We start from the raw sequence: 19,986 nt of genomic DNA on the forward strand, positions 1-19,986 counted from the left end.
CTTTGTGTTTCCATTCGACTATGCCGTTGGCTTTTAAAGACAGCGGCAAGCTCTGGGAAATGAGGTATACAGTGGATGATTTAAAATTTAAATACATTCTTTTGGAAGTCTGGTTTTAAACCAACATCCTCTTGACCAAATGAAAAGAAACCTGGATTGTAGATAGGATGTGTTTGCTCAAATTGCTCTAGAAAATCGTCTGTTGTCCTTTCGTTATCCCAAGTTGTATGGTTTGAGTCTATATTCACTGGTTCGATGGATTGATTGGATGTTTCTTGTTTATTTTGCGACATCCCTTGATCCTGATGCTCATATTTTCTTCTTTTTGTCTTAGTATCAATGTCTCTCTCCGAAACGATTGATAGATCAAAATAATCCCTGTGACTAAGCAGCAAATGAATACATGTTGGCATGTCTTTTTCGGAAGAGGAGTCACGTTCTGTGGTACCCCCCACCCTAACTGCATGGGTAAAACACTGACCTTCCTGATTGATTGAAAAATAATTGACAAGTCGGCCGAATCCCTCAAAAACGTAACCTATTTCCAGTTGTTGATTACCCTTTGATAAGGGGAAGGCCAAATTCAACCAGGGATCCATTAAAAACTGTTCATTGACTATTAGTATAAAATGATTATTAAAGGTCGCTAATCGAAGGGAGTGAATTAAGCTTTCTGGTTTTTGTGCCTGGTGTAACAGAAGTGCAAAAACAAAAAAAGCTTTTTCCTGGCAATTACCAAAACCAGAGCCTCTGCTATACAGAGCAATCTTCAGAATTTTATTTAGCCAGGTCAAATCAGTTCTTTCCAGAGTTTCATCAGCGAAAATTTGAGTTAGCTTAACCAGTGAAGCATCGTCTTCATTATCGGTAGGTAAATCACAGGAACTGATGTTTTGTGCCAATTGATTGCCAAGCAGAATCAGCTCCCAGAGTTTTTTTTCTTCAGCATTGAGATGGAATTTATCATTAACTGTCCGGACTTTTGCTTTAACTTCCTGAACTTGAGAATGAGTAAGGGCGGCATACTGATTCGGCTTTTTTGTTTTTTCAGAAGATTTGCAGTGAAGTTCCCTTTTTTTTGAGCGTCTTTCTTGTTGCTGATTAAGTGCTTTTTCTTTCATTTTTTGAAAATCACCTAAAAGGCCGTCCATAAATAATTCCTGTCTATTTTGATCAGTCGCTTTGGCACAGGATTTTTTGAACATGTTACACTCTCTTTATAATAGTTAATTACGATATGACAAGTTGAACCTCTGATGATAATGAGCTGGACTGCTGTAAAAACAGAGCCTGGTTCACTGAGACTGCTATTTTATAAGTTAATTATTAAGATAACATTAATTTTTGCATTTAAATTGGCCTGATGGGATGTATTTTTGTCAAATTGTAAGCGATTTTTGATTTAAAAAAGGTATAATAGATGACAAAATAAAAACCATCTGTGGTTATCATTGGAATATTGATGAGCAAAGAACGAATTAAGAAAACAGCACTGGAGATTGTCAAATACATTCATGGCAACATAAAAGCGTGTAATATCCCCAATCAAAAAAAAGAAAATAAGTTTTTTGCGCCTTTGGTTTATCTCTGTCAAACAGAATGCGATAAGATTTTGAGTAACACCAAAATCAGTTTGTTGGAGCGTCTTTTAAAATGCGCAAAAATTATCGATGATCTGCAATCAGGAAATTGTATGCAGCAAACCTTTTTAGCATTTCAACGTTTATTGACGCGATTGATTGAGGATAAGCTATCTAATTTTTCCACTTGCATTCCAATTTCAGTTATGACCATTTCCAACCATGCCTTTTTAATCATTGATAACGATATTGTCTGTGACCCCTGGTTAAATTTTGTGGGAGATTTGAAAGATTATTGTTTTGCAAACATGAAAAGGAAGGAGTATTTTGGAATACGTTCCGACTGGACTTGTTTTACCAATTCAGAGGTCTATGATGAAGACTCTACTGAATTTACAATCCAATTTGTAAATGCTTTAGGGGTAGGGATATCGGGTTTCAGTGAAGTTAAGTTGGCAAATCAATTGATGCAATCATCGAGTATGGCTTCTGCTCATGGAGAGGATCCTGTGATTTCTATCCCCAAAGAGTTTCATCGAATTTGATGAAGCGCTCATCTTGATTGTAATGAACTCTATTGCTGTTGTTTTTGTTCAAGTTCTGGTTCGATTTAACGGTAAATATATTGTACTTGATAACGATGGGGGAGAGGATGAATTTTTTAAACAATAAAATTGTAATGATAACCGGCGCGTCCAGCGGCATTGGACAGGCTTGCGCCCGACTTTTTGCTGCACAAGGAGCACGACTCATCTTGGCGGCACGACGGGTTGAACGTTTACATGAATTATCCAGCGAGTTAAAACATCATCATAATCAAGAACATTATATTCTTCCTCTGGATGTCTGTAAGAAAGATTTGGTAAGACAACAAATCGAATCTTTGCCCGGTCAGTGGAACTCTATTGATGTGTTAATCAATAATGCGGGTTTGGCTCTGGATACCTTACCTTTGCATCAAGGAATATTGGAGCATTGGGATACCATGATAGATACCAATATTAAAGGATTGCTTTATATTAGTCGGTTAATTCTCCCAGGGATGTTAGAAAGGAATAGTGGGCACGTTATTAATATCGGTTCCATAGCAGGTCATGAGTGTTATCCTAATGGAAATGTTTATTCGGCTACGAAGCATGCTGTCCATGCGATATCAAAATCCATGCGCTTGGATATGTTGGGAAGTGCGGTTCGAGTGACGGAAATTGCGCCAGGTGCTGTTGAGACGGAGTTTAGCGAGGTTCGTTGGAAAGACAAACAGCGAGCCAAAGACTTCTATAAGGATTTTCAACCGCTTATGGCGGATGACATTGCTGATGCTGCGTTATATTGCGCTACAAGACCTCTGCATGTCGATATTGAGCAAATGATTATTATGCCAACAGTGCAGGCTTCTGCTAATCATTTGTCAAGGAAAGGCAGATAGTCAAGCGAATAATTGTATAAAAATTTGCCAATAATGGAGCTGTTAGTCTATTATTTTAGATATAGGTGATGACTGATCCTGGCTGAACCAGTAAGTAGTGCCAGATTAGGAGGTCGTTTTGGAGGGTGGTGTGTAAGCCTACAAAGGGTAGGAAACCTGAAGCTCTACATAAATCTCCACAGTGTCTTTCAGTTGCGGCTCAGAAACCGGGAAGTCGTTACCTGTACTTAATCTCTTTTCTATTGAAATAAATTTAATTCTTATTGAAGTCAAGCCTGATCCCTGTGTGAGATAAAATAAGGCAATTTGAGCAATTAACAATACTATATTATAATTAAAGAACAACTATATTGCCAGGAAGCAATTATGAATAAGTTAATTGTTACAATCACTGCTGGCGCATCATTATTGCTGCTAACTGGATGTGCGGTTGATGGTGTGGCTATTGATGATGTTTCTTACGAATCAGGTTATAGCAATGACTATGTTTATTCGGTTGGATATTATAGCAATCGTCCTTATTGGGGTAATAACTACTATTCGTCACCTTCTTATGTAGGTCCTTATGGATATTGGGGGGGAGATTACGATTTCTAATTTCCGGGTAGACAAGTCAAGCCTTCAAATCAAATGAAGGCTATACCTGTTAATAATTATTCTTTAGCTCGAGACACGTATTCGCCTTTGCGGGTGTCTACTTTAATCAGTTCACCAGTTTGAACAAACAATGGAACGCGAACCACAGCACCTGTTTCCAATGTGGCTGGCTTTCCACCACCACCAGAAGTGTCTCCTTTTAACCCAGGATCTGTTTCAGTGATTGCCAAAATGACAAAGTTTGGTGGTGTCACCTGTATAGGTTCATTATTCCATAGGGTCACTACACAAATATCCTGTTCCTTTAACCATTGTGCCGCATCGGCTAATACATTTTCAGTTATGGCATATTGTTCAAACGTATCTGGAACCATAAAATGCCAATATTCGCCATCATTATATAGATACTGCATTTCTACGTCAGCCACATCAGCAGAGGGTAAGGTGTCACCCGATTTAAATGTACGTTCTACAACGCGCCCGGTTTTTAGATTACGAATTTTTATGCGAGTGAATGCTTGACCTTTTCCGGGTTTTACAAATTCACAGTCAAGAATGCTGCACGGAGCATCATCAACCATTACTTTTAAGCCGTTTTTAAATTCATTTGTGCTATAGATTGCCATTTCTGCTCCATAGTTGAGATTTTGCTGTATTTTCGCTAAAGTTCGCACAGTTTATCAAGTCTGTAACTTTAATGCGAGATACCTCTTTGAGTTGGCAAAAAATTTTAGCACAAGGGTTTACTTCAACAAGTGATTTATTAGATTTCCTGGAATTGCCGAGATCCGGAGAAAATTTGTTCGCTGAAAAACAATTTCCAAGTCGAATCCCTATAGGTTTTGCTAACCGAATGCAAAAAAGAAATCCCCAGGATCCCTTACTTTTACAGGTTCTTGCAAAAGAAGAAGAGCTTGCCGAAGCAGAAGGTTATGTTATCGATCCTCTAAGTGAAAGTAATACCCTCATTAAAGGGTTATTGCATAAATATCACGGGCGTGTTTTGTTAACTTTAACTGGTGTTTGTGCAGTGAATTGCCGTTATTGTTTTAGAAGGCATTTTCCTTATCAAGCGAATAATCCTGGTCGCCAGGGATGGAAAGAGGTTTGTGCCTACATTGCAAATGATTCCAGTATTACCGAAGTTATTTTAAGTGGTGGAGATCCATTACTCGCTGCCAATTTGGTTCTGGAAGAGTTACTCCAATCTTTGGAAAAAATTTCACATGTACACACTTTAAGAATTCATACACGAATTCCTATTGTTTTACCAGAACGTATTGACAAAGGATTACTTGATTTATTAACAAATACACGTTTTAAGAAAGTGATGGTTGTTCATTGCAATCATCCTCAGGAGTTGGATGAAAGTGTATTCCAGGCTTGCTCTGATTTGAAGAAAGCAGGTTGTTATTTACTGAATCAATCCGTCTTATTAGCGGGGGTTAATGATGATGCAGTGATTTTATCGAAGCTAAGCCATGCGCTTTTTGATTATGGGATCACGCCTTATTACTTGCATTTACTCGATAAAGTGAAGGGTTCAGCACATTTCGATATGCCTTTTCTCAGGGCGCAGTCAATTTACCATCGATTACAATCCCTTGTGCCAGGATATTTATTGCCTCGCCTGGTACGAGAAGAACCGGGAAGGTCCAGTAAAACCTTGCTGATTTAAATAGCTCGATATGTCTCGCTACTTATTGTTTTATTCAATCGCATTGTTTCTGGTACAGTTTTTTCAGACTAAATTGATTTATCTTCTTCCTCGAAAAGCGCGATTAATTTTTCCTGAGCGCAGCTGCCGCTGCCGCTTTGCATGATATGCTTATAGGTCCCGTCACTTTGCATTTCCCAAACATTGTTATTATCTTTAAGATAGTTTTTAATGATTTCGTTTTTTATCCTTTTTTGACATTCCTCATCATAAATGGGGAACATGATTTCAATGCGATTATATAAATTTCTTTCCATCAGATCGGCGCTGGAACAAAAATAATGTTCCTCTTCGTTGATGCGAAAATAAAATACTCTATGATGTTCAAGGAATCTGCCAATAAAAGACAAGACTCTGATGTTTTCAGACACACCAGGTAATCCTGGTTTTAGACAACATACACCACGTACAAGAAGATTAATTTTAACGCCTGCCTGTGATGCCTTATATAATGCTTGAATGGTCACTTTATCAGTTAATCCATTCACTTTCAGGATGATTTCAGTATCAATACCTTCCGTAGCGGCAGTACTGCATTGCTCAATGTACTGTAAAAGTGTTTTTTGCAAGGTAAAGGGCGAATGGCTCAAGGCTTTTAGCTTAACGACTTTCCCCAGACCTGTTAATTGTTGAAAAATAAGCTGGGCATCCGAAGCAATAGTGGGTTCACTGGTTAATAATCCCAAGTCTGTGTATTTCTTGGCGGTTTGTTCGTGATAGTTTCCCGTGCTTAGGTGCACGTATCGTTTTAATTTACCATGCGTTCTTCGAACAACCAGAGTCATTTTCGCATGAGTTTTATAGCCTACTACTCCATAGAGTACCAGGATCCCGGCAGCATGCAGCTTGTTAGCCAATTTTAAGTTGGACTCTTCGTCAAAACGGGCTCTTAGCTCAATGACAGCAGTTACTTCTTTTCCTGAATGAGCGGCGTTAACCAGCGCATCGACCATCACTGATTCCGAGTGGGTTCTGTAAAGTGTTTGATTAATTGCCAGTACATTGGGGTCCGAAGCCGCTTGTCTGACAAAATCAATGACTAAATCAAATGCTTGATAGGGATGATGTAATAAAATGTCTTGTTCATCAAGAACATTAAACAAATTACGTTGTGATTTGGAGAATTTGGGGTATTGTGGGGTAAAAGCAGGGTAATTCAGATCAGGTCTATCAATGCTGTTAATAGCACTCATATATCTTTGTAAATTAACAGGCCCATCACAATAGTAGGTATCTTCATGTCGCAAATGATATTTCTGCAAGAGAAAATCAACAATTTTTTCAGGGCATTTGTTTTCAATTTCCAGTCTTACAACATGGCCATAATGACGGGAAAATATCTCTCTTTGTACGGCTTTAGCTAAATCGTCTATTTCCTCTTCCCTTAAAAATAAATCGCTATTTCGCGTCAGTCGAAATGAATAACAGCCGCTGATTTCCATCCCCGGAAATAAGCTATTAATATGCGTTTTAATAATGGAAGATAAATAAACAAAATAATGGGCGTCTCCACAGAGCTCCGAAGGCAAATGGATCATACGAGGAATCGAGCGAGGGGCATGAACAACTGCGTAATTGATATTACGATCAAAAGCATCTTTTCCACTCAGTGAAATGATAAAGTTTAAACTTTTATTGATAAGCCTTGGGAGAGGATGAGCCAAATCAAGAGCAATCGGGCTTATAACGGGTAAGATTTCATGTTTAAAATAATGCTTTGCCCACAAATGGATGTCATCAGTCCATTGCTCTGTTTCAAGGAAATGGATGTTTTCTTTACGCAAAGCTGGAAGTAATTGTTTGTTAAAAATACTGTAAAGTTGATCGATTAAAGCATGAGCCTTTTGGCTAATTTGGCTGAATGCTTCATCAGCCCGTAATCCATCTATGGTTAATTTGCCTGAAGACATGGCTATTTTTTCTTTCAATCCAGCCACCCGGATTTCAAAAAATTCATCAAGATTACTGCTACAGATGCTAAGAAATCTCATCCTTTCCAATAAGGGGACGCGTTCATCATTAGCAAGCATCAGCACTCTCTGATTGAACGCTATAGCAGAAAATTCTCTATTAATATAATAATCCGGGTTATCCAGAGTAATATCCATACGGAACTCCAGTTTTTTTCATTTCATGTTTCCAGGTGATTTAGTTACCATGCAAAGCCTTTACGTCAGGAGGAATTTTTTGCCAGGGGTAACCTTTTACCGCCTTGGAATAACCGATTTGATACAACTGATTCATTCTCTGAGTATCAAACAATTCTTCCGAGTTCGAATCAAATTCATTCGGAACATTGGCTAAATTAAAGTCAACTCCCTCTATAAGCGCACAAAGATAGACAAAAATAACATCGGCAGCCCCCTGGGATGCGCTGATGCTTTCTATCGCCCGTTTGCCAATGACCAATAATTTAGGTTTGATTACTTTATAATGGAATTGATTCTGGTTATTGCGAATCACGTAGATTTTAACGTTTGGTTTTTCTTTCAGTTTGAAATACTTTTTCGCAGTTTTAATATCAGAACCAAGACGGCTTAAAAAGACAGCAAATGTTGTTGAGCCATCGACGTGCATTTCTGTGTATGGTTTTCCATTGGCCATTACATCAAAATAAACAGGCGGCATGACAACTGGAATGCTGGCCGAGGCAAGTAGAATTTTTCGGAATAGCTGGACTCTCTCGGGATTTTTGCTTGCTGCAATGCGGGTCATATCCCATACCACCAGTTTTCGTGAGTAAAGATTGGTTGTCCCTACATAAAGCCGTCGCCCTTGATAATAGCCTTTGGCAATGTCATCAAGCAATTTTTCATCGACATGACGGGCAATCAGGTCTTGTAATGGTTTGGTCCCTTTAAGCGAGCTACCTCCTGTTAGCAGTGTCCATAATACAGGCTTATTACTCAGTACATCTTTAGTAGTAATGGTTGTATACACTTCCTTCAATGTAGCATCATACTTTGGGCCAGCAAAAGCTAATGGCGCTATTAATGCCCCGGTACTTATACCTGTCACGGTTGTAAAGTTTGGTCGAGAACCTGATTTTGTCCACCCATTTAGTAATCCAGCGCCAAAGGCACCATAATCAGCGCCGCCTGAAATAATCAGTAAGCTGAAAGAGCCTTTTCGATGGAACATAGTATCAGGATAAGCCTTTGCCAGTTGTTTTACCCGTTCAAGAGATTGTTTTTTAATTATTGGGTTATCACTGCTGGTGAATTCCGTTCGTACCTCTTTAAATCCAGGCACTGTGGCTTTATCTGCCAATTGCGCGGGAACTGGATTATTTTTTACAGTATTGCAAGCAGCTTCTAAAAAAAGCAAGAATACAACGATAAAAATCCTTTTCATAATTTTCCTTTAACTTAATGCTTCCCTGAATTTTATTCAAAAAATGCATTAAAAGCGATAGGCGCTTGCTTTCAAATTAACGAACCAGAAAGAAACAGATGGCTATAAAGGCTAAAAAACCATAAAAGGGTGATAAATTCCAAAAAGCCAGGGCTAGGAAAAACAAAATGCAACAAATAGCCATAGGAATAGAATAATAGACATCCATAACACCTTGAACTACCGAAAATGTGGCAGCCGCTAACAATGCCAAAGCACCGTATTGAACGGAGATCATAATTTTGCGCGTTACTGGACCGTTATGAGAACTAAGCCACTGATATCCTAAAAGAGCCATGATTAATCCTGGTAAATTCAGGCAGAGAATAGCAAGAATTAAACCGGTGATTCCTGCTGCTTTATAGCCTATTAGTGCCGCCAGTTTTATTCCTGTCAATCCCGGGAATAAAAAACTTGAGCCTAGCATACCTACAAACTCTTCTTTTCCTATCCAGTGCCTGTAAGTGACTGCCTCATACTCCAATAGTTTTAACATGGAATTGCCACCGCCCAAGGATATCAGGCCAATTTTCCCAAAACTGCAGATGATTTCAATGAAAGTTTTTATCATATCTTTAAAGTCTTTTTTAAAAAAGTAACGTATTCAGAAGAAGACTGAGCCCCGAATAAAAGGACACTGATCGTTTCTACCAGGGTTAATGATCTTCCCTCAACACAGGCGCTGAAATAGACTTTATTCTTGACTTCAAGACGAGCAAGCTCAAGCTTGACAGTGGGTATTGTGGGGAATTTGAAGACAAAAGCCTCTTTTTTAACAAAAACAACAATTCCTTTTTCTTTTATTTTGTTCAATAGTTCTTGTAAATTCATATGTTCAATATCGCCATGACAAGTGAGACTTTGTGACTTTTCAAGATGTATTTTAGGTCCAAAACCTAATGTGGATCCAGATTGTTTAATGACGGGTTTATACAATAGTTCGTTACGTCTTCGTTTTATATTACAGTCAGAGTCGGGCAGCAAATAATAATAATCTTCTTTATGTTTTTTCTGATAGTTGGCAAGGTCAAGCAACGAACTGTCAATAGTATTTAACCGGATGATCTGCTCTGTGGGCCAAAAATAGCGTTTTTCCCATTTCAGGCTATCTTGCACATCATGACCTAAAGAGGTAAGTGGTGTTGTTTGTTCAGAGGAAAATTCAAAGTTCCAAACCAATCGTTGCATCATTAGTATTTCATTTTCTTTTTTGCTTACGCTAGATGATTTGATTTGTTTTGGCAAGGTTAATTCAATGTTTCTTATAATTTTTAAAGGATTATCGCTCGCTAAATAAAGCGTAAAAAGTATATACTGGTTATTCGACAATCCTCTTAATAAAATAGCAAAGGAAGGTATTTTATGGCTATTGTATTCTTTTTAATTTATTTGGCTTTTACTCTGGTAGTACTGTCCAGAAGAATTAATCCGTTAGTTTGGGAAATTGGAAGCGTAATCTACCTCATTCCAGCAACATTTTATTTTGGGTTCCCCTGGATTATCGGTTTATTCATTTGGTTATTTATTATAGCAGCCGTGCTGGTTATTCGAATGGACCCCTTGCGTCTATTCATCGCAGATTATTTGTATAAAACCGCAGGAAAATCGATACCCAAGCTCTCTAAAACGGAAGAAGAAGCTTTAAACGCTGGGGATACCTGGCTAGAACAAGATATTTTTACAGGGAAACCTGATTGGCAAAGATTAGCAGCAGTTTCTACAGAGCTCACCGAAGAAGAACAAGCTTTTTTGGATAATGAAACTCATACTTTATGCAGTATGTTGGATGAATGGGAAATTAGCCAGGAATATGATTTATCTCCCAAAGTTTGGAATTACATTAAAGAGAAAGGATTTTTGGGATTAGTCATACCAAAGGAGTTCGGTGGTAAAGGATTCTCTGCTCGAGCCCATTCCGATATTGTAATGAAAATTGCAACTCGCTCGGGAGTAGCAGCAGTGACGGTAATGGTTCCTAATTCCCTGGGCCCGGGTGAATTAATAAATTATTATGGAACAGATGAGCAAAAAGCATATTATCTTCCACGTCTTGCCAAAGGTGTTGAGATCCCCTGTTTTGCATTGACAGAACCAGGGGCTGGAAGTGATGCGACTTCTATCCAGTCAGAAGCTATCATAGTTAAAAAGAAGATAGATGGAAAATCAGTACTTGGCTTAAATATCACCTTGGATAAACGGTGGATTACTTTAGCCCCTGTTGCGACTTTAATTGGATTGGCTGTGAACTTGAAAGATCCAGATGGGCTTTTGATGGGTGAAGGAGAGGAAGGCATAACTTGCTTGCTGATTCCAAGAGATACAGAAAATCTGGAAATTGGTAACAGACATTTACCAGCTAATCAGCCTTTTATGAATGGAACTTTACGCGGCAAAGATATTTTTGTCCCTATTGATACCATTATTGGTGGCCAAAAGAAAGCGGGAGCCGGGTGGCAAATGTTGGTTGAATGTTTATCTATCGGGCGTTCAATCTCTCTGCCAGCACTTGGGGCAGGTTCTTCTTCCATTTCTTATTTAACAACAGGTGCTTTTGCCAGAATTCGTCGTCAATTTAATGTAGAAATCGCTCAGTTTGAAGGAGTAGAGGAAAAACTTGCAGAAATAGCGGGTTTGAATTATTTAATCAACTCTACCCGGTTGTTGACTGTCGCTGCTGTGAATGAACATAAAAAACCGTCTGTAGCTTCAGCGATTACTAAATATTTTAATACGGAATTGGCACGAATAACTGTGAATGCTTCTATGGATGTTCATGCGGGCCGAGCTGTTGTTGTTGGGCCGCGCAATTACTTAAATAGTTTATATCAAGGTGTTCCTATTTCTATTACGGTAGAAGGGGCTAATATCATGTCTCGAAATTTATTGATTTTTGGTCAGGGATCTATGGCATGTCATCCGTTTATTCGTGATGAATTCTACGCCATCTCCAGTGAGAATAAAGAGGCATTTAGAGAGATAATTTGGAAGCATATTTATTATTTTATGCAGAATTTTGCTAAAACAGTTTGTTCAGTATGGACAGGCGGTTTGTTTATTGCCGTTCCCGAAAACTCAATGAAAGGAGAGTATAAGAAATTAGCACGTTTGAGTTATGCTTATTCTTGGCTTGCTGATCTGTCACTAGTTTATTTGGGGGGGGATTTGAAGCGCAAAGAGCGATTGTCTGCAAGATTGGCCGATGGTATGTCTTATCTCTATATGGCAATGGCAGCACTAAGAAATGCGCAATTGAATCAAGATCATCCTGATGAGCAATTGCATGCCAGATGGGCAGTAAGCTATTGTTTTTATCACGCGCAAAAATCCATGATTGCGCTTTGCCAAAATTTTCCTTCCAAATTGTTAGGTTTTATTGCTCGAGTAGTCGCGTTTCCATTTGGACAAACCATGCGTTATCCTTCAGACAAATTAGATCATAAATTGGCTCGTTTGATGACGGGCAATAATCATTATCGTGACCGTTTGAAACAATCTGTCTTTCTCAGTGGTGACCCCAAGCAGCCTGTGGATCGCATGGAGCATGCTTTGCAGCTTATTATAGAAACGGATGGATTAAGCAAAAAAGTGAATGATTTGAAGCGCTATAAATGGAGTAAGTTGAAAGGGAAGTTAAAAGAAAAAGTAGAGTCTGGCCAGTTATCGCAACAGGAAATGAATGAGTTAATTGCTGTTGAAGACGCGCGTTGGGAGGCCATTTTAGTGGATGAATTTACCTTCGACTCCATGAAGAAGAAGACATTTCATTCTGTGATAGATAAAATGAAATCTCCCTTGGCCTGATTTTACAGACTTTTAACATCGATTTACCAACCAGCCATCAATCCAAATGAGGCTGGTTTGCTATAATTAAACTATATTTCCTGGACCAAACACAAATTGTTGAGAGTAAGTTATGCCAAAATACAAACTGCCCACAAGAGATGCTTTATTAAAAGCCATGCAGGTAGGTGAAACATCCATTGAAGCTGCTGAATATATGGCAACAAGATTTGAGCAGATTTTAACCCAGGCGAAGTTATTGCCTGAATGTAATGATATGCTGGAAAAAATCAAGGAATACGCTCAATTCGTTAAATTCAAATTACTATCATCTGCTCAGGTTTGGTCGGGTCAAGAAAGGCCAATTTCGGATTACCAAAATACACAGGAAAATAAAGCTGAATTTTTGGCAAGTCATTTGGAAGGGTTACCAAGTGGATTAAAACTGGAAGTTGCTATTGGGAACGATGCCAAAATATTGCGAGGGTTTTCTACCAATGGAAAAATGGTAGAAGGGGAACAGTTGAAAACTATGGATGGATTATTAGAAGGATGGCTTGCCAAGAATAATCTTGCTATTTCAGGCGGTGCTGTTGTTAAAATTGATAACACGGGCAACCAAACCAAGGTAGACCCAGAGGAAATCAAAACATTAATAAACGATAGCGAAAAGGGGGTTGCCAGATATTTTGCTGATAAAGGAGTAAACGTGGAGGTGGCACAACGAGCTTACCCAGAACCCAAAGCAATGGAAACCAAACGAGAAGAAATCAAGCAAGAAATTGAATCTGGCGCCGAAGCCCCAACTACGCAGTCAATCAGATAGGAATAAACGGGGTTCCCTGAAAATCAAGATTGGTTGTCAGGTGAAATTATTTGCTGCCTGAAGTCTATCAAGGGAGCCGATGTCATACCAAATTCCTGAGTAAATACTTCCGGTGGCTTTATTTTGTTCTACATATTTTCTGAGTAAAGGGGTAACGGAATACCTTCCTTGTCCGCAGTTGGCAAACACTTCGGGGTTATAACAGGCAATACCTGAAAAAGTGTAAGTTTGATTTGTATTGGTTAAGCGAGATTCATTGATTAAACCAAAATCGCCATGATGAAGCAGTGAAGGATTTTTGGGGATTAAAATAAGATGAAAAGTATCAATACTTTTGAGTTGGAGTTGGGCAAAATCAAAATCAGTATAAATGTCGGCATTGACTGTTAAAAATGGCTCTTCACCCAGTAAAGGCAACGCGTTAACAATCCCGCCTCCTGTTTCAAGACCTCCAGGTGGTTCTGGAGAATAGATAATATTCAAGCCCCATTGTTTTCCATTTCCTATATATTGGCGAATTTTTCCACCCAGGTAGGCATGATTGATTATCAGTCGTTCAAAGCCGGCATTGGCCAGGTTAATGATATGGTGTTCGATTAGAGGTTTGTTTCTTACTGTACACAGCGCTTTAGGAATTTTGTCGGTTAAAGGGCGTAATCGCTCTCCACGCCCTGCTGCAAGAATCATTGCGGTTTTCATGGTAAATAAACTCGTTTTTGCAGAAAATTGTAAAAAGGGTGTAATTCTTCATATATTTCTGCGCATTCTAATGCATATTTTAACGTTAGAGGCAAGTCTCCAAGATAACCTGCTTTATTATCACGCAAATATAAACGGCAAAAAACACCTAACACTTTTAAATGTCTTTGTAACCCACATAGATCAAAGGCACGAATAAAATCAGTTAGAGAATAAATATTAGCGAGTGGACATTTTTCATGAAAATAGGTAACCCATTCTAAAACCTTTTCTCTCGGCCATGAAATATAGCAATCTTTGAGTAAAGAAACCAAATCATAGCTAACAGGACCTTGCATAGCATCCTGAAAATCAATAGTCGCTAAACAGTTATTCATATTTTTAACTAACATCAGATTTCTTGAATGGTAGTCCCTGTGAATGAAAACTCTTGGTTGAGTGTCTACTTCGCTGGCTATCCACTCAATGGTATGTTGAAAAAGTTGTAATTCGTCTTGTTTTAAATCAAGAGAAAGATAGGCTTTCAAGAACCATTCCAAACATAAATTCATTTCTTTGAGCATGAAGCTTTTATCAAATAAAGGAAGTTTAGAATCGTCAGTGGAACATTTTTGAATTTGTAATAGCAAATTGATTGCCTGGTTATAATAATTATCAACCGTTTCATGATTCAGCTTATTTAATAATAATTGATCCCCTAAATCACTGAGTAATAAGAAACCTTCTCTTTTATTTATTGCCAGAATATCGGGGATTGGTATTGTAGCTTTATCAAGAACGTTAGCGATATGGAGGAAAGGATCGATATTTTCTTTTTCAGGAGGAGCGTCCATAACTACCTGAGTCAATCCGTTATATTGAATACGAAAATATCTTCTAAAACTTGCATCTCCTGCCAAAGGAACGAGGACAAAGTCTTTTTGTTGAATCGTTTGAGCCAACCACTCTTTCAGTGCGTTTTCTCTTTCATGCATGGTATACTTCCCGTTTTTATTTCCAGAGTGCGGTTGATATACTCCCGTATTAAAGAGTAATTTCATTCGTGCACAAATAATAAGGTATTTTGTTAGCTGTGAACATGAGGTTTTATAAAAAGCTAATTATATACGGTTTTATATCATTTATCGCCTTCTTGCGAGGCTTACTCTATTGTCATTTAAAAAAATTATTAAAAAAAAGGTCTGAATCTTTGTTTTCCACGCAATGGGTATTAATGGCCGCAGGGATAAGTGCTTTTGTTTTATCCTTGATTAAGTACCAAGGATTGGCTTATTCCGCCGCCTTGATAAATGAACCCATTCAAGCCTGCGTGATTGCGCGAGAGATCGATTTAACAGACGATATAAGAACTAAATTTGCCCAATGCTTGGGGTGGCAATCTGATCAAAGCTCCCCGGTTTGTCTCGGTTTTTATAAACCCATTCCAGTGACACCGCTAGCCAATCCAGATGAAGTGCGTATTCTGGCGGATACGGTTTCCTTCTATCGTACACAAAGATCAACATTATCTGGGCATGTAGAAATGCAGCAGGGGCAAAGAATAGTTAACGCTCAAACAGCCTACGTGTATAGAGATCCTAAAACGAATGAAGTAAGCAAAATTGAATTTTTGAATCATGTGCGTTATTTAGAACCTGATAGAATGATGATCGCGAGAAAAGCAATTGTGTATCCTCAAGACAAATCGGGTGAAGTGGAAGATGTTCTGTATCGATTTAATACCAATAGGAGCAATGCTTTGCTACCTGCATGGGGCAGGGCAAGCTTAATCAAACGCTTTGCAAATCAGGATTACTTATTGAAAGAGGCAACTTACACTACATGTGCACCTCAAGATAAGGCTTGGGCTATTGAGGCCGAATCCATCAGTATAGACAATGCGAAAGGGAAGGGCGTGGCTCGAAATGCCAAATTGCGTATCCACGAATGGCCGGTGCTTTATACTCCCTATTTAAGTTTTCCTACCAATAGAGATAGAAAATCCGGATTTCTGATGCCCATAGTGGGGTATTCCAATGTGGGGGGAGCGGATTTGGGTATCCCCTATTATTGGAATATGGCGCCAAATTATGACATGACCTTTGTTCCTCATCTTTATACAAAACGCGGTTTGATGCTGGGGGGGCAATTTAGATATTTGACCTCAAAGGGCAATGGAACATTTAATGGAAATTTTTTACCAAAAGATAAAGCATTTGGCAGGTTTTTACAGAATAATGAGTTAGAGTTCCCCCAGATTCGAGGACTTTCCACGAATCGGTGGGAAGTAAATCTGGTCGACTCAACCCAATTTTTCTCTGATCTTCAATTAAATGTTAATTTTCAACAGGTTTCTGATGATTATTATTTGCAAGATTTTAGTACAAATTTGGCATCGGTAACCCAAAGGCAATTATTACGCCAAGCCGATTTAACCTACACCACCGAAAACTGGACCTTCAGAGGAATGGGACAAAGCTATCAAACGTTGCACCCGATTAACGAAATCCCGGTTTCTCCTGTTTATGAACGTTTACCGCAACTTATGGCACGAGGTTATTATGATGATTTACCTTTTAATGCCCATTTAAATATCCTTGGCCAATATGATCAGTTTCACTGGCCTAATGATTCATGGAATATAGCACTTAATAATATGCCTCAGGGGCCGCGATTTCATCTGAATCCTATTTTATCAATACCAATGATGAAGCCATGGGGATATGTTACTCCTTCGGTACAATTTGTTGAAAATTATTACGATGTTTCAAGAAATTATACATGGGTCACACCGCGTGCTAATTATAACCTGACGATACCTCGCTACAGCCTTGATAGCGGATTATATTTCGAACGTGATTTGCATCTTAAGGGTACGTATTACATACAAACTTTAGAACCCAGAATATTCTATTTAAGAGTACCTTATTATAACCAAACGCCTATTCCAGTTTATGATTCCGGGTTTATGATTTTTAATGTAGATCAATTGTTTAGGACTAATCGCTTTTCAGGGTTTGATAGAATCGGAGATGCCAATCAGCTAAGTTATGCTCTCACCACAAGGTGGTTAGAAGATGAAACAGGTGCTGAGAAAGCGAATTTTTCTATTGGTCAAATTAAATATTTTAGTGATAGAAGAGTACAACTTTGTCAAAGCCCTACAGGATTTTGTGCCGACAATCCAGATACCTTTGGAAATTTATCTTCTACTTTTGGAACATCGCCTGTTGCTTCAAGGGCTGTATATAAATTTAATCCAGTCTGGGGTATAACAGGGGATTATATTTGGGATCCGGCTACAAAGGCTACCAATAACGCGGATTTAAATTTGCACTATCAGCCAGCACGTAATGCCATCATCAATGGTGGGTATAGTTATTTGGTTAATGGTGATGTAACTCAAGTAAGAAATAATGGCACTGAAAATAATGCCTTACATCAAGCAATACTGTCCGCTGCCTGGCCTCTTAGTGAGAAATGGAGTGGCATTGGAGCCTATAGTTATAATATCAGTAAAAATTACAGTATGATGTCATTTCTTGGCGTTCAATATGATAGTTGTTGCTGGGCTATGCGTATTTTGGGAGGGCGAACTTTTAGAAGTTTAAATAATGAATTTGAGCCTCAGTACAATAACAACATTTATTTGCAAATATTATTAAAAGGCTTAGGATCAGTCGCTAGCAGCGACCCTAGTGGGATATTGAATACCTATATCCCAGGATACTATGATCCCTTCCGACGTCGTTAAAATCGAATTATAAGTAGCACAATAAAGGCGATAAAGGTTTGGGTATTTAGGTTCATACAGGTTGAAAATATTTTAACCTATTTTTTATGAATTATGGTGTAAATTAAGCAAACTTGCTTGTATTTTGATAAAGAATAACATAAATTGCCCGGAAAATGTAAAAGAGGATTATGGCATGTTTAAAAGAATAGCATTGGTATGCGCTTTGTTTTCAGGAATATGTTTCGCTGAGGGAAAGCAGTTATTAGATAAAGTGGTTGCTATAGTGAATGATGATGTCATTACTTCCAGCGAATTGAATGCTCAAGTCGAGCTGTCTAAAAAGCAAATTATCGCTCAAAATATGCAAATGCCTGATGAATCCGTATTACGTAAGCAAGTATTGCAACATTTAATAGACGTTGATCTGGAAATGCAAATGGCAAAACAAAATGGTATTGCTATTGATAATGCTGAAATTGATGAAGCGATTGAAAAAATAGCTGCTTCAAATCATCTAAATTTATCGCAAATGCGTGATGAAATTACAAAGCAAGGGATTAGCTGGCAAGAATATAGAGAAAATATTCGCAAGGAAATGATAATTTCCAGAGTTCAACAAAAAGCAGTAGGTAAAGATGTTATTGTTACCAACGAGCAGGTGGAACAATATTTAAAAACTTCAGGTCGTGTGGAAAATTCTAACTTAACCTATCATTTGAAAAATATTGTTATCCCTTTAAACGAAGAACCAACAACAAAACAACTCCAAAGAGCTAAAATCGAAGCTGAAAACTTATTAAATAAGATTAAAAAAGGCGAGGATTTTAGTCGTTTGGCCATAGAAGAGTCCAGTGGAGAGTTTGCACTGGAAGGTGGTGATTTGGGGGAGCGTCATTTGGCAGAGCTGCCTGAGGTATTTGCTAAAGAGGTAGTACACATGAAGGTAGGTCAGGTCGTCGGCCCGATAAGAGCAGGCAATGGTTTTCATTTGATCAAATTAATAGCTGTTGGCGGTGAGAGTCAGCGTCATGTAATCACTCAAACACACGTCAGACACATACTGCTTAAACCCGATGCCAGCATGGTGCCATCTGAAGCGATTAAGCAAGTTAATAATATTTACAGGCAAATAAAATCAGGCAAAGATTTTGCTCTCATGGCCAAACAATATTCACTTGATGCCGCCAGTGCCGTTAAAGGCGGCGATTTAGGATGGGTTAATCCTGGTGAATTAGTTCCGGAGTTTGAAAAAACCATGAACAGTTTACCATTACATAAAGTCAGTAAACCGGTAAAAACCCAGTATGGCTGGCATCTTATTGAAGTCATTGCACGCCGACAGAAGGATGATTCAGAAGCCTTTAAGAAGCAACAGGTCAGGCAATTTCTACAACAGCGTAAATTTGTAGAGGCAGTGCAAAATTGGCAACAACATTTACGTTCTCAAGCCTACATTAACATAGTTGATAAGGATTTAGCATGAACCCACTGCTTATTAGTAGTGGAGAGCCTGCTGGAATTGGTCCGGATTTATGCCTGGCTTTGGCAGAGACCGATTTGCCTGTTGTGATTTTAGGTGATCTGTCTTTATTAGAGACAAGAGCCAGGGAACTAAATCTGTGTATTAAATTTTTAGAGTACAGCCCCCATCAAGGCTTCGAAAAAAAAACAGGATATTTAACTGTATGGCCTGTACCATGCGCTGTCCCGGTCATTAGCGGTGAATTAAATCCGCAAAATGCGGCTTATGTCATAGACCTTTTGACTTTAGGAGCATCTCTATGTTCCACGGGAGAATTTTCGGCTTTGGTTACAGCTCCTGTTCACAAGGCAAACATTAATGCAGCCGGCATTTCGTTTACTGGCCATACGGAATTTTTTGCTGATTTTTTTGGGGTTGAAACTGTTGTGATGATGTTGGCCTGTTCTCAAATGAAGGTGGCTTTGGTTACAACTCATCTCCCTTTGCACAGGGTATCTGATGCTATTAGCTCTTCGCTCATCATAAAGGTCATTCAGCAATTACATCATTCATTAAAATATGATTTTGGAGTTGAAAATCCAAAAATAAATGTGGCTGGACTGAACCCACATGCCGGAGAATCCGGGTATTTAGGTCGGGAAGAAATTGAAATTATTACTCCAGCTTTAAATAGTCTAAAACATCAAGGTATAGATGTGTCAGGGCCGTTACCAGCAGATACGATGTTTATACCTAACCATACCAATAGCTGCGATGCTTATGTCGCTATG

The 19,986-nt window shown here is 38.6% G+C and carries 17 protein-coding genes (1 of these 17 only partly in view); 9 read left to right on the forward strand and 8 right to left on the reverse strand.

Features of this window, described 5'->3' with window-relative positions:
- Positions 1-80: 80 nt before the first annotated feature.
- Positions 81-1,205 (reverse strand): Ceg14 family Dot/Icm T4SS effector, encoded by a 1,125-nt coding sequence (ceg10, locus tag EL201_RS01545; protein ID WP_027223399.1) that lies wholly within the window; start codon positions 1,203-1,205, stop codon positions 81-83.
- A 236-nt stretch (positions 1,206-1,441) separates the two neighbouring features.
- On the opposite strand from ceg10, the gene lem2 reads away from it, so the two are divergent.
- From lem2 to EL201_RS01560, 3 genes are all read left to right on the forward strand, one after another.
- Positions 1,442-2,125, forward strand: a complete 684-nt coding sequence (lem2, locus tag EL201_RS01550; RefSeq protein WP_080273246.1) for a Dot/Icm T4SS effector Lem2 — start codon at positions 1,442-1,444, stop codon at positions 2,123-2,125.
- 107 nt (positions 2,126-2,232) lie between these two features.
- The gene (locus EL201_RS01555; protein ID WP_027223401.1) at positions 2,233-3,006 is read left to right on the forward strand and encodes an SDR family NAD(P)-dependent oxidoreductase; all 774 of its coding nucleotides are present in this window, start codon (positions 2,233-2,235) and stop codon (positions 3,004-3,006) included.
- Between the two features lie 366 nt (positions 3,007-3,372).
- Positions 3,373-3,603 (forward strand): hypothetical protein, encoded by a 231-nt coding sequence (locus EL201_RS01560; protein WP_027223402.1) that lies wholly within the window; start codon positions 3,373-3,375, stop codon positions 3,601-3,603.
- A 56-nt stretch (positions 3,604-3,659) separates the two neighbouring features.
- Here EL201_RS01560 and efp read toward each other — a convergent pair whose 3' ends face one another.
- Positions 3,660-4,229, reverse strand: coding sequence for an elongation factor P (efp, locus tag EL201_RS01565; protein WP_027223403.1), 570 nt, complete (start codon positions 4,227-4,229; stop codon positions 3,660-3,662).
- A gap of 71 nt (positions 4,230-4,300) precedes the next feature.
- Between efp and epmB the strand changes: the two genes are divergently transcribed.
- Positions 4,301-5,281, forward strand: a complete 981-nt coding sequence (gene epmB / locus EL201_RS01570; protein ID WP_027223404.1) for an EF-P beta-lysylation protein EpmB — start codon at positions 4,301-4,303, stop codon at positions 5,279-5,281.
- 68 nt (positions 5,282-5,349) lie between these two features.
- Here the strand turns inward: epmB and ppk1 are convergent, their stop codons facing one another.
- The 4 genes from ppk1 to EL201_RS01590 all read right to left on the reverse strand — a co-directional run bounded on the left by ppk1 (position 5,350) and on the right by EL201_RS01590 (position 9,901).
- Positions 5,350-7,428, reverse strand: a complete 2,079-nt coding sequence (gene ppk1, locus EL201_RS01575; protein ID WP_027223405.1) for a polyphosphate kinase 1 — start codon at positions 7,426-7,428, stop codon at positions 5,350-5,352.
- A 40-nt stretch (positions 7,429-7,468) separates the two neighbouring features.
- Positions 7,469-8,674, reverse strand: a complete 1,206-nt coding sequence (locus EL201_RS01580; RefSeq protein WP_027223406.1) for a patatin-like phospholipase family protein — start codon at positions 8,672-8,674, stop codon at positions 7,469-7,471.
- Between the two features lie 76 nt (positions 8,675-8,750).
- On the reverse strand, positions 8,751-9,284 hold the full coding sequence (locus EL201_RS01585; RefSeq protein WP_027223407.1) for a chromate transporter: 534 nt from the start codon (positions 9,282-9,284) through the stop codon (positions 8,751-8,753).
- A complete protein-coding gene (locus EL201_RS01590; RefSeq protein ID WP_027223408.1) occupies positions 9,281-9,901 on the reverse strand; it encodes a hypothetical protein in 621 nt (206 codons plus the stop codon). Before EL201_RS01590 ends, EL201_RS01585 begins: the two co-directional genes overlap by 4 nt.
- 174 nt (positions 9,902-10,075) lie before the next feature.
- Between EL201_RS01590 and EL201_RS01595 the strand changes: the two genes are divergently transcribed.
- Both EL201_RS01595 and dotY read left to right on the forward strand, forming a co-directional pair.
- A complete protein-coding gene (locus EL201_RS01595) occupies positions 10,076-12,514 on the forward strand; it encodes an acyl-CoA dehydrogenase (RefSeq protein WP_027223409.1) in 2,439 nt (812 codons plus the stop codon).
- 112 nt (positions 12,515-12,626) lie between these two features.
- On the forward strand, positions 12,627-13,319 hold the full coding sequence (gene dotY, locus EL201_RS01600; RefSeq protein ID WP_027223410.1) for a type 4 secretion system coupling complex assembly protein DotY: 693 nt from the start codon (positions 12,627-12,629) through the stop codon (positions 13,317-13,319).
- 36 nt (positions 13,320-13,355) lie between these two features.
- Here the strand turns inward: dotY and murU are convergent, their stop codons facing one another.
- Together murU and EL201_RS01610 are read right to left on the reverse strand one after the other, a co-directional pair.
- Positions 13,356-14,018 (reverse strand): N-acetylmuramate alpha-1-phosphate uridylyltransferase MurU, encoded by a 663-nt coding sequence (gene murU / locus EL201_RS01605; RefSeq protein ID WP_027223411.1) that lies wholly within the window; start codon positions 14,016-14,018, stop codon positions 13,356-13,358.
- On the reverse strand, positions 14,015-14,992 hold the full coding sequence (locus EL201_RS01610) for an aminoglycoside phosphotransferase family protein (RefSeq protein ID WP_027223412.1): 978 nt from the start codon (positions 14,990-14,992) through the stop codon (positions 14,015-14,017). Before EL201_RS01610 ends, murU begins: the two co-directional genes overlap by 4 nt.
- A gap of 239 nt (positions 14,993-15,231) precedes the next feature.
- Between EL201_RS01610 and EL201_RS01615 the strand changes: the two genes are divergently transcribed.
- The 3 genes from EL201_RS01615 to pdxA form a co-directional block, all read left to right on the forward strand.
- Complete coding sequence (locus EL201_RS01615; protein ID WP_027223413.1) at positions 15,232-17,751, forward strand: LPS-assembly protein LptD; 2,520 nt, start codon at positions 15,232-15,234, stop codon at positions 17,749-17,751.
- A 175-nt stretch (positions 17,752-17,926) separates the two neighbouring features.
- Positions 17,927-19,216: a peptidylprolyl isomerase gene (locus EL201_RS01620; protein ID WP_027223414.1), complete on the forward strand. Its 1,290-nt coding sequence runs from the start codon at positions 17,927-17,929 to the stop codon at positions 19,214-19,216.
- A protein-coding gene (gene pdxA, locus EL201_RS01625) for a 4-hydroxythreonine-4-phosphate dehydrogenase PdxA (protein WP_027223415.1) crosses the window boundary here: on the forward strand, positions 19,213-19,986 show its 5' portion. Its footprint extends 201 nt past the window's final position; the window shows 774 of its 975 coding nt (coding positions 1-774); its start codon is at positions 19,213-19,215; its stop codon lies beyond the right edge, outside the window. The genes EL201_RS01620 and pdxA overlap by 4 nt, the downstream gene beginning before the upstream one ends.

The sequence above is a fragment of the Legionella pneumophila subsp. pascullei genome (assembly GCF_900637585.1).
Lineage (GTDB): Bacteria > Pseudomonadota > Gammaproteobacteria > Legionellales > Legionellaceae > Legionella > Legionella pascullei.

Bases quoted from the DNA above. Each gene is read 5' to 3' on its own strand.
- ceg10 (WP_027223399.1), bottom strand. From the start codon at position 1,205: ATGTTCAAAAAATCCTGTGCCAAAGCGACTGATCAAAATAGACAGGAA.
- EL201_RS01555 (WP_027223401.1), top strand. From the start codon at position 2,233: ATGAATTTTTTAAACAATAAAATTGTAATGATAACCGGCGCGTCCAGC.
- EL201_RS01560 (WP_027223402.1), top strand. From the start codon at position 3,373: ATGAATAAGTTAATTGTTACAATCACTGCTGGCGCATCATTATTGCTG.
- efp (WP_027223403.1), bottom strand. From the start codon at position 4,229: ATGGCAATCTATAGCACAAATGAATTTAAAAACGGCTTAAAAGTAATG.
- epmB (WP_027223404.1), top strand. From the start codon at position 4,301: ATGCGAGATACCTCTTTGAGTTGGCAAAAAATTTTAGCACAAGGGTTT.
- ppk1 (WP_027223405.1), bottom strand. From the start codon at position 7,428: ATGGATATTACTCTGGATAACCCGGATTATTATATTAATAGAGAATTT.
- EL201_RS01580 (WP_027223406.1), bottom strand. From the start codon at position 8,674: ATGAAAAGGATTTTTATCGTTGTATTCTTGCTTTTTTTAGAAGCTGCT.
- EL201_RS01585 (WP_027223407.1), bottom strand. From the start codon at position 9,284: ATGATAAAAACTTTCATTGAAATCATCTGCAGTTTTGGGAAAATTGGC.
- EL201_RS01590 (WP_027223408.1), bottom strand. From the start codon at position 9,901: ATGCAACGATTGGTTTGGAACTTTGAATTTTCCTCTGAACAAACAACA.
- EL201_RS01595 (WP_027223409.1), top strand. From the start codon at position 10,076: ATGGCTATTGTATTCTTTTTAATTTATTTGGCTTTTACTCTGGTAGTA.
- dotY (WP_027223410.1), top strand. From the start codon at position 12,627: ATGCCAAAATACAAACTGCCCACAAGAGATGCTTTATTAAAAGCCATG.
- murU (WP_027223411.1), bottom strand. From the start codon at position 14,018: ATGAAAACCGCAATGATTCTTGCAGCAGGGCGTGGAGAGCGATTACGC.
- EL201_RS01610 (WP_027223412.1), bottom strand. From the start codon at position 14,992: ATGCATGAAAGAGAAAACGCACTGAAAGAGTGGTTGGCTCAAACGATT.
- EL201_RS01615 (WP_027223413.1), top strand. From the start codon at position 15,232: ATGGCCGCAGGGATAAGTGCTTTTGTTTTATCCTTGATTAAGTACCAA.
- EL201_RS01620 (WP_027223414.1), top strand. From the start codon at position 17,927: ATGTTTAAAAGAATAGCATTGGTATGCGCTTTGTTTTCAGGAATATGT.